Here is a 15,832-nt window from a genome sequence, read left to right as displayed (position 1 = left end):
TGGCATTTTTTATCCTACGGCTAAATGTTATGAAATTTGCTCTCGAAAGTGCTTAGGGCTGACTCCTGCTTTGCGTTTAAATACTCGCGAAAAATAGAGCGGATCTGAGTAGCCAATGATTCGTCCAATATGGTTGATGGAATAGTTGGTTGTCAGAAGTAAATGTTTGGCGCGGCTGACTCGTTGATCGTCACGCCATTGAGTGATGGGCATGTTCATCTCACTGCGAAATAAGTGTCCTAAGCGAGACGGGGAAAGGCAGATGTGCGCCGAGACGTCCTCAACGGTAAATTCTTCATTGAGGTGCTGAGTCATGTAGTTCATCGCCTCAATAACCCTTGGGTCGAGTCGTTTACTCATCACGTCAGGCTGCAGTGTTTTGCAACGAATGAGTAGCTGCTCAAGTAAATTAATCGCCAAATCATTTCGATAAGGCACTTCTGATTTTGAGGTGTATTCAATATCGATGAATAGGCTCTCTAACGCTTTGATGGTTTCCATCCCTAGCTGTCGGGTCACGAAAACACCATTAATGTTGTCACTCCAAGACAACCAGTCATGCCAGAACGCACGCGGTCGAAAATAGATCCACCGATGAAACCAAGACGAGCATTGCTCCTTTCTATGGTAGTAATGCGCGGCGCTTGGAGGAAAAAGCAATATATCGCCCTGTTTAACGTCAAAGGCATTATCACCGGAAAAAATGGTGCCTTCTCCCTTACTGGTGATGTTGATAATAAACCCTTTCATCCCGTCAGGACGGTCAATAATAAAGTCCAGCTCATCTCCCTCAATAATAGGGGTTAGCCCCGCGACCAAATGCGCATCGAAATTGAATCCGGGTTTGAGTGGGTCAGTTTGCATAATGTGAACTTTACTTATTGAGTTTATTGTTAATTTGTCGATATTTTACGCCTAGATGGAATTAAGCGCGATGGATTTCGTCTGCCATTTGTTCCAAAACAATCCATTGCGTGCTGCTAAACCCTTCACGAAATTCACGGTCATTCGACTCGACTAAGTAAGCGCTGGGGTTATCACCTCGTTGATGCTGCCAATTCGACAAGGGGCTTAGGCTCTGATGGTCGCTCTCACCCAGTAGAGAAGGGTCTATTTCCGTTATATGATGTCGAATATCTAACCTTGTTGGATTATGGCTTCTGGCGAGATAGTCGATGACGAACACGCCCTGTTGAAATGAGTAGGTCATACTAATAGAAATGGCATGGTTGATTCGTAGGTTACACCATTGCTCAAACTGATGGGGTTTATCACGAAACTGCCATGTGATCGCACTTAAATCTAACGGGTTTCCATTGTTGTAGATTTCTAGTTGCCCTTGAAAAATGGCATGTGAATGGTGCAAAAGTTGAAAGCAATCGGGGGTATGCTTGTTCAGGCTGAGCTGCCATTCATTGCAATTGAGCATTGCGGTAGATGGGAGCGACTCATTCATTGTATTCATAGCTTGACCTAATAAGGCTCCAAGAAGGAGCCTCCTTATGAAAATATGACGACATTCGATCGCTAGGCGAAACGGTAGTGTGCACGGTTATGTCTTAACTCCGTTTTTAGCTGGCGCAACTTAGTGTCGTTATCGATTAAGATCATCTCAACCCCAGTCATTTCAGCGTAATCAGTCAGCATATCAACGGTTACAGATTGGCTGTAGACGGTATGGTGCGCACCACCAGCGTGGATCCAAGCGGCAGCGGCCGTCTCTAAATTGGGTTGTGGTGTCCACAGGGCGTGGGCGACAGGTAGGTGAGGCAAGGCTTGCGGTGGCAATACCGTATCAACACAATTGACCAACATGCGATGATGTGAGCCAAGGTCAATCATAGAGACGTTTAACCCTAGACCGGCTTTACCACTAAATATCATTCTTGCCACATGACAGTCGCAGCCAATGGTATGACGGTGAATTTCAATTTTTGGTTTGTTAGCGGCAATAGTGGGACACACTTCTAGCATGTGTGCACCTAATACTTGGCTGTTTGCTCCGAAGTTATAAGTGTAATCTTCCATGAAAGAAGTCCCACCTTGTTTTCCCTGTCCCATGACTTTCATAATGCGAGTCATCGCTGCTGTTTTCCAATCTCCTTCGCCGCCATAACCGTAACCTTTTTCCATTAGGCGTTGCGTTGCCAGCCCAGGAAGGTTGGTTAAACCAGACAGGTTTTCGAAGGTGTTTGTAAAGGCTTTAGCACCCACAGAGGTTAAGAATTGCTCCATGCCAAGCTCCAAACGAGCTTCTTGTTGGAGAATGAGAAGGCTGGCTTTGTCTTGTAATAATGCTGGTGCCAAATCGTAATCAGTGGCGTAGATATCCAGAAGGGCGTTGAGGTCACTGTCCGAGACATCGTTAACACAGTCGCTGAGTTCACCGAGTCCATAACCGTTTACCTCGTAGCCAAACTGAATCTGAGCCGAGACTTTATTGCCTTCGGTGACCGCCACTTGTCGCATGTTGTCCCCGAATCGTGCGACTTTTAGATGTTGCCCTTCGTGAATGCCCATTGCGGCACGGCACCAATCATCTACTTGATGATGAACACTTTGGTTTTGCCAGTGACCAACCACCACTTTGCGATCAATCCCCATTCGAGTACCAATAAAACCAAATTCACGGCAACCGTGGGCGCTTTGGTTGGTGTTCATGAAGTTCATATCAATGCTGTCCCATGGTAGTGCAGCATTAAATTGAGTGTGGAGGTGCAAGAAAGGTTTGTTTAGTAACCCTAATCCATTGATCCACATCTTGGCAGGCGAGAAAGTGTGCATCCATAGTATGAGGCCAATACAGTCAGGGTGATTATTCGCTTCACGGCACAACGAGGATATTTCATCAGGTGACGTGACGGTCCCTTTATTGATGATAGGGGTAGAAATAGCACTGCTGTGGCTTAATGTGGTCACAATTTCTTGGCTGTTTTGAGCCACATTTTGCAATACCTGAGGCCCGTAAAGGTGTTGTGAGCCTGTGACAAACCAGACTTGTTTATCAGAATATGTTTTCATGAGAAGCCCTTAATTTAAAATGCTTAATGCTTAATGCTTAATGCTTAATGCTAGTAACTAATGATTGGTGGAATCTTTTTGCCCGTAATAGGCATCTGAACCATGTTTTCTGAGATAGTGCTTATCCAGCAATCGTTGATTGATAGTGCCGACGTTAGGGTTGATTTGTAGCGTTTGCAGTGCCATGCGGGCGACAACTTCGAGTACCACAGCATTATGTACGGCATCATTTGGGCTTTTCCCCCAGCTAAACGGCGCGTGCTCTTTAACGATCACGCCAGGAATTTGCATAGGATCCGTGTCGCCAATTGTTTCGATAATGACGTTGCCAGTATTGAGCTCGTAATCACTCGCTATTTCAGCATCAGATAGCGCTCGTGTGCAGGGGATATGTCCATAGAAATAATCGGCATGGGTAGTACCAAATGCAGGGATGGCTTGTCCTGCTTGCGCCCAACTTGTTGCGTGTGGCGAATGGGTATGCACAATGCCCCCTAATTCCGGATACGCGCGATACAGCGCAAGGTGAGTATCGGTATCTGAAGAGGGGTTAAGTTTGCCTTCAATGACGCGACCATTGAGGTCGACTACCACCATATTACTTGGACGTAAGTCCTCGTAAGCCACGCCGCTAGGTTTAATGACCACAAGACCACTTTCTCTGTCTATGCCTGACACATTGCCCCAAGTGAATGTCACTAATTGATGTTGCTGCAAATCAAGGTTTGATTGCCATACCTGCTCTCTTAGCGACGCTAATCGGGCGATTTGTTCGGACATGATATGTGCCGTTGAGATATGGGGTGCATTACTGTTCATGCTGAGTTCCCTGCTGTTGAATTTCACTGAATGTTTCTAGCTCGCGACCCAATTCTTTATATAAGTTTGCTCGATGCTGTCTCACGGGTACCACATTGGCGTTGGGTGTATAGACGTGTGAGATGGGGCTAGCCATGACACGTTGGGCATCTTGCGTGTTGGGATAGATGCCCGCTGCAACCGCGGCAAAGATGGCAGCGCCTAGTGCGCAACTTTGTTCTGATTCGACGACGATGATTTCACGGCCAATGACGTCGGCGCACATCTGCATGACGAACTGAGACTTTTTAGAAATCCCTCCGATAGCAACCACACGCTCGACTTTTACATCTTGTGAAACGAAGCAGTCGACGATCGCTTTGGCTCCGTGTGCGGTAGATTCAACCAGAGCTTGGAAAATGTCTGGTGCCTCGGTACCGAGATTCAAGTTGGCAATAGCGCCTTTGAGGCGTTGATCGGCATAGGGTGTTCGACGACCATTGTGCCAATCCATCGCAATAGGGGCGTTTTCTCTTATTGTTGGAGAAGCGGCATTAGCGAGCATCGGAATGAGTTGATGCTCAAGTTGTTCAATGGCAAGTTCTAGGGCTGGCTGCTGCTGAGCCAATTGTTCGATGGGCCACATAAGAAGGCGCTTGTACCAAGCAAATATATCGCCAAACGCAGATTGTCCCGCTTCGAGCGCTAACCATTCTGGTGCTGCACTGCCTTGAACTTGACCACAGATCCCATGAATGGTGCGGTCGGCTACATCGTTCGCATCCACCATCAAAATATCGCAGGTTGAGGTGCCTATTACTTTGACGAGATCGTATTTTTTGGCGCCGGCTCCAACGGCCCCCATGTGACAATCGAAAGCCCCAATTGCAATCGCAATGCCTTCAGGAAGTCCTAACCGCTGTGCCCAATGTGGTGTTAAGTAGCCAGCAATTTGATCCGCGGTATAGACCTTGGAAAACATGCGGTCTCGAATGCCATCGAACGCCGGAGAAATGGCGCTAAGGAAGTCTTGTGAAGGTAGCCCTCCCCAACTTTCATGCCACATGGCTTTGTGACCTGCAGCGCATATACCGCGTTTCAGTGTCTCTGGATGCTCATTACCAGAGAGAAGTGCAGGTATCCAATCGCATAACTCCACCCAGCTATGAATGTGCTGTGCTAGGTTGGGATCTTGCTCTGAAACCCATGCAGCTTTCGCCCAGAACCATTCTGAAGAATACACACCGCCGACATAGCGAGTGTAGTCAGGAAATTGGCCAGAATGTGCCAGGGTGTTAATCAGATCGGCTTTCGAAATCGACGTATGGTCTTTCCATAAGATAAACATCGCATTGGGATTATGTTCATGCTCAGGGGTGAGCGCTAATACCTTACCTTGTTTGTCAATGGGTGCTGGAGTGGACCCTGTGGTGTCGACACCAATACCAACAATTGAGGCCACTATTTCAGTAGGTAGTGCCTTGACCGCGTGACAAATGGCATCACTCATTGCTTCGATATAGTCTTTGGGATGATGGCGGAATTTCGATAGAGCAGGTTCGCAATACTTCCCTTCCTTCCATCTTGGATAATAGGTGACAGCGCTCGCCACCTCCGCGCCGGTTTCGGTATCTACAACTAATGCACGCACGGAATCGGACCCAAAGTCTAATCCAATAACATGCGAATGCACCGCACTCAATTTGTCCATGATGACTCCACATAACAATCGGTATTTCCTTTATTTTATAGCCAGCAAGTGGTGGTAGAGCCATGAATTGAATCGTCATATACATGGACAAAATCGCCGCAATGGGGATTGTGTGGTTGAGTTAATAAAATAACGAATATCGAGGAAGTGGCGTGAAAATCACGTTGTTAGCTTGATTGATGTAGCGTTTATGGCATGTGAGTGCATATGCGGCTGACAAAGTGAGATCTGAATCATGGCTGAGATTGCTATATGCATGGATAAAATGGCTACAAATTTTTGGTGTGATTTTCATCACTTCTTTCACCCATCATTGCCTCTAATAATGCAATAGAACATCAACCTGCATCAGTAAATGGAATGACATCATGAGTAAAATAAGAAAAACACTCACTCTAGCCGCTTTGACGGGAGCAACACTACTGAGTTCATCTGTAAGCGCATTTTTTGGTAGCGATGATGGCCTCAAATTAGGCTATTTGGTTAAACAACCAGAAGAACCATGGTTTCAGACAGAATGGAATTTTGCCGAAAAAGCTGGCGAGCAATATAACTTTGAAGTGATAAAAATGGCGGTGCCTGATGGTGAAAAAACGCTTAATGCGATAGACACTTTGGCTGCGAGCGGTGCGAAAGGCTTTGTTATTTGTACCCCGGATCCTAAGTTGGGGCCCGCGATTATGGCAAAAGCCAAGAGTTATGACCTAAAAGTTGTCACGGTCGATGACCAATTCTTAAATGCTAAAGGTGAGCCGATGCTCGATGTGCCATTGGTCATGATGGCCGCCAGTCAAATTGGTCATCGCCAAGGAACAGAACTTTACAATGAAATGAAGAAACGTGGCTGGGATGAATCCACAACAGCAGTAATGGCGATTACTGCCGATGAACTTGATACGGCTCGTCGCCGTGTGGGTGGCTCTATTCAAGCGCTAGGCGAGCTTGGTTTTCCTAAAGACCAAATTCACCGTGTACCAACCAAATCAAATGATATCCCAGGCGCACTTGATGCAGCCAACTCCCTACTAGTTCAATATCCAGATGTGAAGCAATGGCTGATTGTTGGCATGAACGACAATACGGTACTTGGTGGTGTGAGAGCGACAGAGGGGCAAGGGTTTAATGCTGAGAATATTATTGGTATCGGCATCAACGGTGTGGACGCGGTCAATGAGCTGGCAAAATCTAAGGCGACGGGTTTTTATGGGTCGTTATTGCCAAGCCCTGACGTTCATGGTTTCAAGAGTATTGAGTCGCTATATCAATGGGTTGAAGAAGGCGTAGAGCCAGAGAAGTTTGTTGAAGTGACGGATGTGGTACTGATTACTCGCAATAACTTCAAAGAAGAATTGGCGAAAAAAGGACTGTAATGGACGAACCGAGCGGCAGGGATGCCTGCCGCTTTGGATATTCATAGGAGGAAAATATGTCAGTCTCACCGTCTTATTTAGAGTTTCGCAATATTTCTAAGCACTTTCCGGGAGTGAAGGCGTTATCCAATATTAGCTTTCGTACCAACAAAGGCAGTATTCACGCACTCATGGGTGAAAATGGAGCTGGAAAATCCACGTTGCTGAAAACGCTTAGTGGGTTACATCAGCCGACAGAAGGGGAGCTAATTATTGATGGAGTTCCGTTAAGTTTTGCTTCTACAACGGATGCGTTGACGCATGGTATCGCGATTATTTACCAAGAGCTCAATCTGGTACCGGAATTGAGCGTAGCTGAAAATATATATTTGGGTCAGCTGCCAACCAAAAATGGTCGTGTAGATACCGTAACTTTGAATGCGAATGCGCGTGAGCAGTTACTTAAACTCGGTGAAGACTTTGACCCATCACGTCCGCTTAAAGAGTTTTCTATCGGACAATGGCAGATGGTAGAAATTGCCAAAGCATTGAGCCGTAATGCCCATATCATTGCCTTTGATGAGCCAACCAGCAGCTTGTCTCAACGTGAAATAGAACGATTATTTAAAGTGATTCGTGAGCTACGAGATGATGGAAAAATCATCATGTACGTGTCACACCGTATGGAAGAAATTTTCAATCTATGTGATGCCATCACGATCTTCAAAGATGGTACACATGTTCAAACGTTTGACGATTTATCGTTACTTAGCCACGAACGCTTGGTGGAGCTTATGGTTGGACGGGAGATCAATGATATTTATAACTATCGCAGCCGCCGTTTTGGTGAAAGCGGTTTAGCGCTTAAAAACCTAATAGGTCCGGGATTAACCGCCCCTGTTTCTCTTAACATTCAACAAGGAGAAATATTGGGGGTATTTGGCCTTGTTGGCGCAGGACGAACCGAGTTAACTCGTTTGATCTTTGGCGCAGAGAGAGCAGTCGGCGGGGACATCCTTTTAGATGGTAAGCCAGTGGTCATCAAAAATCCGCGAGAGGCGATTCGAGCCGGTATTACATTATGCCCTGAAGACCGAAAATCGGATGGCATTGTGCCTATCTTATCGGTGGAAGAAAACACCAATATTAGTGCTCGCCCTTGGCACCTTACATTGGGTAGTTTGATCAATTTTAAGTGGGAAAAACAAAATGCGGCTGAGCAAGTTAGTGCGCTTAATGTGAAAACACCATCACTGGATCAGTTGATCGGCAATCTATCTGGAGGGAATCAACAAAAGGTCATTTTGGGCCGCTGGTTGTCAACCGACATGCGTGTCATTTTACTCGATGAACCAACACGTGGCATAGACGTCGGGGCTAAATCCGAAATCTACGATCTGATATTTAAATTGGCTGATAAAGGCGTCACGGTGCTGGTGGTTTCAAGTGATTTACCTGAAGTACTTGGTATTTCAGACCGCTTACTCGTGATGAAAGATGGAGCGGTAACGGGTGAGTTATCTCGCTGTGATTTTAACGAACAAACGGCGCTGCGCCTTGCCATGATGGGCCATGCTTCTGATGCTGCTTAATAAGGATAATTAAAATGTCTCTAACCAGTTCAACCAAAATATTTAATAACGAAAAGAAAAAGGCACCATTTAGTGTTGCTCAAATTTGGGATCGATTTGGCATGCTAATGGTATTTGCTGCCTTGTTTATTCTTTGTGCTTTATTTGTCCCCTATTTCGCCACCTTTATCAATATGAAGGGACTAGGGCTCGCGATTTCCATGAGTGGTATGGTGGCTTGTGCCATGCTGTTTTGCCTGGCATGTGGTGATTTGGACTTGTCCATTGCTTCCATTATCGCTTGTTCAGGCGTAGTGACGGCGGTCGCCATTAATGCAACCAGCAGCGTGGTGTTAGGCGTTGGCGCAGGCTTGCTGTCTGGAGTGGCCTTTGGACTACTTAATGGCTTTGTTATTGCTAAGCTGCAAATCAACGCACTTATTACTACGCTCGCTACGATGCAAATTGCGCGCGGGCTAGGCTATATCATTTCCGATGGTAAAGCGGTAGGGATTACGGAAGAAAGCTTTTTTACCCTTGGTAACTCATCGGTTCTTGGTATTCCAACCCCCATTTGGTTAACGTTAATTACGTTTGCCGTGTTCGCATTCTTATTAAATAGAACCGTTTACGGACGTAATACACTCGCGATTGGTGGCAATGAAGAGGCGGCGCGTCTTGCGGGTGTTAATGTGGTCAAAACAAAGATCATCATCTTCACTATCTCTGGCTTTATTTCAGCATTGGCAGGTGTCATTTTGGCCGCTCGAATGACCAGTGGGCAACCAATGACATCGGTTGGGTTTGAGCTTGTGGTGATATCGGCGTGTGTGCTGGGTGGTGTATCGTTGAAAGGCGGTATTGGTAAAGTGTCTTACGTGATCGCTGGGGTACTGATTCTAGGGACCGTAGAAAATGCGATGAACCTACTGAATATGTCGCCGTTCTCTCAATATGTGGTTCGCGGCCTGATCTTACTTGCCGCCGTTATCTTTGACCGCTATAAGCAAAATTCAAGTAAAGTGTGACGCCAATATCCCTCTATCCTGTCCTGATAGAGGGATGTTTTTTACTACTAAGGCAACGTTTACATTTCATTTATTGTTTTTTTAAGCCGTGATTTTACAGGTTATCTCCTCATAAAGCGGAGTTAAGCAAAGCGTTAAAAAATCGCCAGTGTTAAACAATAAAAACTAATCAATACGACAAATAATCCGATTAGTACCTAAGGTAGTGGTCTGGTTTAATGCGCGCATAAATGTTGTTCATTTTTTATTTGTTTATTTCAAGGTGTATACATGTTCGCGATTGATGATCTAGTAGTAGCAACGAAAGGTGTGGATTTGGGTCAAATGGTAGTAGTTGGCACAAGCGCTGGCGGTCACTACGTTCACGTTAAAGTGGATGGCGCGACGCTGACTTACCCAGCACGTGACCTTCAAAAAGCATAATTGCTAGCGTATTTGATTTAAAAGGCAGCCTTCTGGCTGCCTTTTTCATTTTGGGGAAAAGAAAGGTGTTATTGTTATGACTATTGGGCATCTTACGCTAAGTTGAGTGGCTGGGTGTGGCGACATGACCTAGATGGAGCTTCCTTGAGTGAAATGGATAAGTAGGATGATTAAATTTGAGTAACGATCGAAACCCAGTAAAAAAAGCGACGCGAATTGAGAGCGTGATGAACTCAGCCTTGTGGCATCTTGGTCGCCAAGACATGACGCAAAGCGAGTTATTGAGCAAATTGCGAGTCAAAACCGATAACGAAGAATGGATTGCAGACACAATGGCTAAGCTGCAAGACTTTGGTTATGTAAAGTCAGATAAAGACTTTGCGCTGCAATTTACCGAGCGTGCATTTATGGGTGAGTATGGGTCCGGTTATATTATTAAAAAATTAAAGCTTAAAGGGTTAAGCGACGCGCTTATTTTGGAATGCATCGATGTGGTAAAAGCAGAGAAAGCCATTGATGAACAAACTATTTTGAATGATAGGGTGAATCACTATTATCAAGCGCTTACTATGAGTAAAGAGAAATTGTTCGCTACTCTACAAAACCGTGGCTTTAGTTTTTCCCAAGTAAAAGAAGCCGTAAACCAACACGCAGATGCGGGTCAACTTCAATCTAAATTGGAGATTAAGGCTCAAAAAGCCGACATAGAGAAAGAGATCTTAAAGCTGGCACGTAAAGGGAAAGGGCTGATTGTGATCCGCCAAGAGCTTAGGCAAAGAAAGATTGATATTTCCGATCTAGAGGCGGTCGTCAATCGTTTGACTGAGTCGGAACAGATTGATTTTTTCCAGCAATGCTTAGAGCAGCTAGAGAAGAAAGCGTATGATCTTGCCAATCGAAAAGAACGCAGCAAAGCCTATGGAATGTTGAGCCGTAAGGGATACTCAGCGGAAGAGATTCAATTTGCATTAAGTGAAGCGGAACAGTAATTCAATGGTCGAACAATGTTTGGCTTTGGGTTTTAAGACACATTTCTGCGCGCTGAGAACTTCTATACTTATAAGTAATTAGACGGAAGAGGGAATGCCGATGCTCAACGAAAATCATGCTTTTATTTTGGATTTTCCAGAACTCAAACTCGATATTGTTCAACTTAACCACGATGACCCGACATTTAAAGCCGACCTTCAACAGTACCATCAGCTTGATTATGATATCCGCCAGCTAGAAATTTCCGGCAGCCCAATTGACGATGAAAATATGCACATCCTTAAAGTGAAGCGGATGGAGCTAAAAGACCAACTTTATCTACAGCTAACAGAACATCATAAGCATACCAGCCCACAATAAACTGAAAGGGTATAGTACAAAATTGGTGATGCCAACTCTGCCCTGAGTCGTGGAAGAGTTGGCTATTTTTTTGTTCTGCACATAGCGACAAGCCGCAGTGGTTGATAACTATGAGTGCCTTTCGTTCTTGTGGGTGCTTACCATGATGACAATCGTGATCACACCACACCCTATCAAGACTGTCCCTAAGTGCTGAACGAAGCCAGCCAGTGCTAATCCAACGCCAATCATTAAGTAATAACTCAGACCAAATAATGCGCCAGCGCTGCCCGCCTGTGCTTTATAGTCGACTAACGCAATACTCAATATGTTTGGGATGGCGATTCCAAAGGCCATCACAACCATCATCATAGGAAGGAGGAAGTAAATAGACGTTAGCGTGAAATTTACGCCGACCCCTCCCGTCATCAGAAGTATTGCTGATAGCCCTAATAGGCGGGTTTGACCTTGACTGCTTGATAACAGTGGACTGGTAAGTAAACGCGATGACAGCAGATAGCGATTGAGTGCGCTTCCTAACAGTGTCCCGATACCTAAGACAACGCCACTGTAACCAAACTGGTCGGCCGTTAACCCTAAATCAGAAAAGGCAAATCCTCCCAATTGGTAGTAAGAAAATAGGGCAATGTTGTAAACCGACACTAATATGGCCGATTGCCACACTTTGACGTCGGTTAACATTTTCTTTGCTAAAGCCTTTAACTCAAGAGGTCGCTTTTCGTGTTGAGTCTCGGGCAGTTTCACCGTATTAAATAGCAATAGCAGCATAGCCATCACTAACAAAGTAAAGAACACCGCTTGATGTCCTCCTAGGTGCGCTAACTGCCCTCCCAGTAGCATGCCAACAACCGGACTAATAGCTATACCCATCCCCATAAGGCTGAATACTTTACTTAGCTCTTCACCACTGTAGGCATCTCTAAGCATGGTTTGCGTGACCACGGAGCCTACCGCAATGCCAAATGCACTAAGTGCTCGCGCCAACATAATGGTGGCAAAGTTGTCTGCCAATAACGCGATCGTGCAGGCTACTGCATAAATAATTAATCCACAAAGCATTGCAGGTCGTCTGCCATATTTATCTGCGAACACGCCCCAAGCCACAACGCCAATAGCAAAAGCGATAAAGTAGATGGATAACGTTTGTGCGACTTGTGCATCGGTCACAAAAAAATGTTGTGCGATGGAGCCAAGAACGGGGCTATAAATCGTCTCCACTATCTGCGGAAACATCAGCATCGTCACCATGAGTCCCAGTGAAGGTTTGGTTTTCATTGTGTTTTCTCGTATTGGTTTAACTTGGCGAGAAGTATAAATAGGACTACTCTATTCCCATTAACAACATTAATACCAATAACATCAAAATAAGGACATATGGCATTCATTTCTGAGAATACAACCTTTGATGCCGATAGTATCCAGATGCCTATTGTCGGTATTGCTGCAGACGTTGGTCAGCATGACTCTGGCCTACATCAGCACAAAAAAGGACAGTTGTTGTATGCCCCACAAGGCTGTATGAGCTTTGCACTTGAAGGTTCGTTGTGTATTTTACCGCCCACAAAAGCGGTTTGGATTCCGCCTTATACACGGCATCGAGCATTGATGACCAATGTGGTGGCTTATCGTTCGGTGTATTTTGAACCGAGCGAGTTCACCCTACCAAAACAGATCACGACAATAGAAGTGAATGAAGTGATGAAAGCGCTGATCAATAAAATGGCGCTTTGGCCTTGGGATCTGCCTGCTGTAAAAATGAATGCAACGGCAACGTTATTCTGGGAAGAATTCCACCAAGCCAAGCGGCACGCCTTTTATCTACCTCTTCCCAAGCACAAGAGGCTGCAAAGCTTTAATCAGCAACTCTCATCCGGCGCGTATTTAGTGCCCAGCCTTACCACGTTAGCGACACAAGTCGGCGCAAGCACCAAAACCGTGACGCGCATTTTTAAACAAGAAACGGGCATGCCATACCAAGATTGGCGTCAGCAATGGCGGTTACTTAAAGCGATTGAGTGGTTATGCGAAGGAGGGCAAGTTGGGGATGTTGCTCACAGGTTGGCTTTCTCATCTGACAGCGCATTTATAGCTTTTTTTAAACAGCATACAGGGGAGACGCCATTAAGCTTTACTAAGCTACGCGAGCTTTAATGCGAAATAGGTTTTTTACAGTAAGCACAAAAAAGGCCGCCAATGGCGACCTTTCATTTATTCGTTTTAGCATTCATCGGAATGAATACTCATCGTGGCTAATTAGATAGCAACAACGTTGTTCGCTTGTAGGCCTTTTTGACCTTGTTCAACTTCGAAAGACACTTTTTGGCCTTCGTTAAGTGTTTTGAAACCTTCAGATGCGATAGCACGGAAATGTACGAATACATCATCGCCACCGTTATCTTGAGTTAGAAAACCGAAACCTTTAGTTTCGTTGAACCATTTTACTGTACCAGTTGTTGTGTTAGACATGTGATGCCCCTTATTCATTTGATTTAAGAAAAGTTCAATATTAACAAGCTATTATGGCTAGCTAAGTGGTTGAATTATATCATGTTACGCTAAAATAAAAGGGAAACGCCTAACTACAAAACTAAGGTTTAGTAGTGGAAGTTTTACTTGTACTCGATGCTGCATTTAATAACTCTCTGAACAACTGAGCGCTATAGTATAGATTGTTTGTTTTTTGTACAGTCTTTTTTTGGGTTTTTTCATTGTCGTGAGTTTTAGGTAATAAGAGAGATAGAATTTTTACGTTTGTGACACTTGACTAGACGACTGGTCTATTTTGTAGTAGGCTAGCCACATGAACATAAAAACCAACGATACACGTCAGCACATTTTGGATGTCGGTTACCAGTTAGTGGTAACGAAAGGCTTCACCAGTGTTGGCCTGTCTGAATTATTAAAAACGGCCGATGTGCCTAAAGGTTCTTTCTACCATTATTTTAAGTCGAAAGAGCAATTTGGTGAGGCGTTGATCGAAGACTACTTTCACCATTATTTAGAGCGGATTAACGCTATTTTAGAACATGGGGAGGGCTCTGGTCTTGATCGAGTATTAGCGTACTTTAGTCGCTGGTTAAGCGTGGAAAATGGCAGTTGTAACGCACATAAATGTTTGGTCGTTAAGTTAAGTGCTGAAGTTTCAGATCTGTCTACACCGATGCGCGAGGCCTTGTTATCAGGGGCCAACAGTGTGGTTGCTGCCATTGCTAACTGCCTGCAAAGTGGCATGGAAGATGGCTCGATAAATGTGACTGATAGCAAAAGTACTGCGCAAGTCATTTATCAGCTTTGGCTTGGTGCAAGCTTAATGAGCAAACTGACTCAAGATCAACTAGGATTAGAGCAAGCCTTTACAACAACCAAGCAGCTTCTAGCCAAATAGAGAATAGAAAATAGACCCGCCAGATTACTTGTTGTAGACGTTTTTTCTAACAGCGAGTACAGAGCGGGATTTTTAGAAATAAACACTAGACGACTGGTCTAATTTTATTGATGGATCAGTGTTACTACGACAAAAGGAAAACCCAATGACTCAACCTACCAATCGCCGTATCGTGCTGGCATCTCGTCCTGTTGGTGCGCCAACTCAAGCTGATTTTCGTATTGAAAACGCCGATGTACCCGCCATTGGCGACAATGAAATGTTGCTACGTAGTATCTACTTATCTCTTGACCCTTATATGCGCGGTCGCATGAGCGCCGCGAAATCGTACGCTGATCCTGTTGAGCTTGATGACGTAATGGTTGGGGCGACGGTATGCCAAGTGGAGCAGTCAAATAATTCAGATTTTCCAGTGGGCGAATGGGTGCTTGCCTATACGGGTTGGCAAGATTACGGCGTATCTAATGGAGAAGGTCTCATTAAGTTAGGTCAAAATCCTACGCATCCTTCGTTTGCATTAGGCATCATGGGTATGCCGGGTTTTACCGCTTATATGGGACTGCTTGATATTGGCGCACCAAAGGCGGGTGAAACCCTGGTTGTGGCGGCGGCGACGGGGCCTGTTGGTGCAACGGTTGGGCAAATCGGCAAGCTGAAAGGGTGTCGCGTCGTTGGTGTGGCAGGTGGTGAAGAAAAATGTCGTTACGCAAAAGAAGTCCTTGGCTTTGATGAGTGTATCGACCATAAATCCGAGGATTTTTCTGAACAATTGGCTGCTGCGTGTGACAAAGGCATTGATGTTTATTTTGAAAATGTTGGCGGTAAAGTGTTTGATGCGGTATTGCCGCTATTGAATACCGCAGCACGTGTCCCGCTGTGTGGTTTAGTTTCTCAATACAACGCTACGTCACTGCCAGAGGGGCCAGATCGCATGTCAGCCTTGATGGGTGCACTGCTTGTTAAGCGAATTAAGATGCAGGGCTTTATTATCTTTGACGACTACGCTCATCGCTACAATGAGTTTGCTCAAGATATGACAACATGGCTGGCAGAAGGCAAAATGCAATATCGTGAGCACTTGGTTGATGGGTTAGAGCAAGCGCCTGAAGCCTTTATCGGGCTACTGGAAGGGAAAAATTTTGGTAAGCTAGTCGTGCAGGTAAACCAACCTAAATAGCGCCGATATCTAACGTCTC

The 15,832-nt window shown here is 45.1% G+C and carries 16 protein-coding genes; 9 read left to right on the top strand and 7 right to left on the bottom strand.

Annotation, left to right across the window (positions count from 1 at the left end):
* Positions 1 to 27: 27 nt before the first annotated feature.
* The 5 genes from araC to L4D74_RS10570 form a co-directional block, all read right to left on the bottom strand.
* A complete protein-coding gene (gene araC, locus L4D74_RS10590; protein WP_428752098.1) occupies positions 28 to 864 on the bottom strand; it encodes an arabinose operon transcriptional regulator AraC in 837 nt (278 codons plus the stop codon).
* A 61-nt stretch (positions 865 to 925) separates the two neighbouring features.
* Positions 926 to 1,465: a hypothetical protein gene (locus L4D74_RS10585; RefSeq protein WP_428752097.1), complete on the bottom strand. Its 540-nt coding sequence runs from the start codon at positions 1,463 to 1,465 to the stop codon at positions 926 to 928.
* A 62-nt stretch (positions 1,466 to 1,527) separates the two neighbouring features.
* Entirely contained in the window at positions 1,528 to 3,021 is a 1,494-nt protein-coding gene (gene araA / locus L4D74_RS10580; protein WP_428752096.1) for an L-arabinose isomerase, read from the bottom strand.
* A gap of 57 nt (positions 3,022 to 3,078) precedes the next feature.
* Entirely contained in the window at positions 3,079 to 3,801 is a 723-nt protein-coding gene (locus tag L4D74_RS10575) for an L-ribulose-5-phosphate 4-epimerase (protein WP_428752120.1), read from the bottom strand.
* 28 nt (positions 3,802 to 3,829) lie between these two features.
* Positions 3,830 to 5,530 (bottom strand): ribulokinase, encoded by a 1,701-nt coding sequence (locus L4D74_RS10570; RefSeq protein WP_428752095.1) that lies wholly within the window; start codon positions 5,528 to 5,530, stop codon positions 3,830 to 3,832.
* Between the two features lie 368 nt (positions 5,531 to 5,898).
* Here L4D74_RS10570 and L4D74_RS10565 point away from each other — a divergent pair, with 368 nt between their 5' ends.
* The 6 genes from L4D74_RS10565 (at position 5,899) to L4D74_RS10540 (ending at position 11,251) form a co-directional block, all read left to right on the top strand.
* The gene (locus L4D74_RS10565) at positions 5,899 to 6,900 is read left to right on the top strand and encodes an arabinose ABC transporter substrate-binding protein (RefSeq protein WP_428752094.1); all 1,002 of its coding nucleotides are present in this window, start codon (positions 5,899 to 5,901) and stop codon (positions 6,898 to 6,900) included.
* A gap of 56 nt (positions 6,901 to 6,956) precedes the next feature.
* Positions 6,957 to 8,471, top strand: coding sequence for an L-arabinose ABC transporter ATP-binding protein AraG (araG, locus tag L4D74_RS10560; RefSeq protein ID WP_428752093.1), 1,515 nt, complete (start codon positions 6,957 to 6,959; stop codon positions 8,469 to 8,471).
* 14 nt (positions 8,472 to 8,485) lie between these two features.
* The gene (gene araH, locus L4D74_RS10555) at positions 8,486 to 9,478 is read left to right on the top strand and encodes an L-arabinose ABC transporter permease AraH (RefSeq protein WP_428752092.1); all 993 of its coding nucleotides are present in this window, start codon (positions 8,486 to 8,488) and stop codon (positions 9,476 to 9,478) included.
* 270 nt (positions 9,479 to 9,748) lie between these two features.
* Positions 9,749 to 9,901: a hypothetical protein gene (locus tag L4D74_RS10550; protein WP_250617636.1), complete on the top strand. Its 153-nt coding sequence runs from the start codon at positions 9,749 to 9,751 to the stop codon at positions 9,899 to 9,901.
* A gap of 227 nt (positions 9,902 to 10,128) precedes the next feature.
* Positions 10,129 to 10,890: a regulatory protein RecX gene (locus tag L4D74_RS10545; RefSeq protein WP_428752119.1), complete on the top strand. Its 762-nt coding sequence runs from the start codon at positions 10,129 to 10,131 to the stop codon at positions 10,888 to 10,890.
* Positions 10,891 to 10,990: 100 nt separating this feature from the next.
* On the top strand, positions 10,991 to 11,251 hold the full coding sequence (locus tag L4D74_RS10540; RefSeq protein ID WP_265675767.1) for an HP1242/YdcH family protein: 261 nt from the start codon (positions 10,991 to 10,993) through the stop codon (positions 11,249 to 11,251).
* A 108-nt stretch (positions 11,252 to 11,359) separates the two neighbouring features.
* Here L4D74_RS10540 and L4D74_RS10535 read toward each other — a convergent pair whose 3' ends face one another.
* On the bottom strand, positions 11,360 to 12,526 hold the full coding sequence (locus tag L4D74_RS10535) for a multidrug effflux MFS transporter (protein WP_428752091.1): 1,167 nt from the start codon (positions 12,524 to 12,526) through the stop codon (positions 11,360 to 11,362).
* A gap of 99 nt (positions 12,527 to 12,625) precedes the next feature.
* Between L4D74_RS10535 and L4D74_RS10530 the strand changes: the two genes are divergently transcribed.
* A complete protein-coding gene (locus tag L4D74_RS10530) occupies positions 12,626 to 13,402 on the top strand; it encodes an AraC family transcriptional regulator (RefSeq protein WP_428752090.1) in 777 nt (258 codons plus the stop codon).
* Positions 13,403 to 13,504: 102 nt separating this feature from the next.
* Here L4D74_RS10530 and cspE read toward each other — a convergent pair whose 3' ends face one another.
* Positions 13,505 to 13,717: a transcription antiterminator/RNA stability regulator CspE gene (gene cspE, locus L4D74_RS10525; RefSeq protein WP_102468934.1), complete on the bottom strand. Its 213-nt coding sequence runs from the start codon at positions 13,715 to 13,717 to the stop codon at positions 13,505 to 13,507.
* Between the two features lie 334 nt (positions 13,718 to 14,051).
* Between cspE and L4D74_RS10520 the strand changes: the two genes are divergently transcribed.
* Complete coding sequence (locus tag L4D74_RS10520) at positions 14,052 to 14,636, top strand: TetR/AcrR family transcriptional regulator (RefSeq protein ID WP_428752089.1); 585 nt, start codon at positions 14,052 to 14,054, stop codon at positions 14,634 to 14,636.
* A gap of 145 nt (positions 14,637 to 14,781) precedes the next feature.
* Positions 14,782 to 15,813 carry an NADP-dependent oxidoreductase gene (locus tag L4D74_RS10515; RefSeq protein WP_428752088.1) on the top strand — a complete coding sequence of 344 codons (1,032 nt, stop codon included), beginning with the start codon at positions 14,782 to 14,784 and terminating at the stop codon, positions 15,811 to 15,813.
* Positions 15,814 to 15,832 lie beyond the last annotated feature (19 nt).

This window comes from Vibrio cionasavignyae, assembly GCF_050337155.1.
Lineage (GTDB): Bacteria > Pseudomonadota > Gammaproteobacteria > Enterobacterales > Vibrionaceae > Vibrio > Vibrio nomapromontoriensis.
The sequence above is the reverse complement of the archived record's forward strand: the minus strand, read 5'-3'. Positions and strand labels throughout refer to the sequence as shown.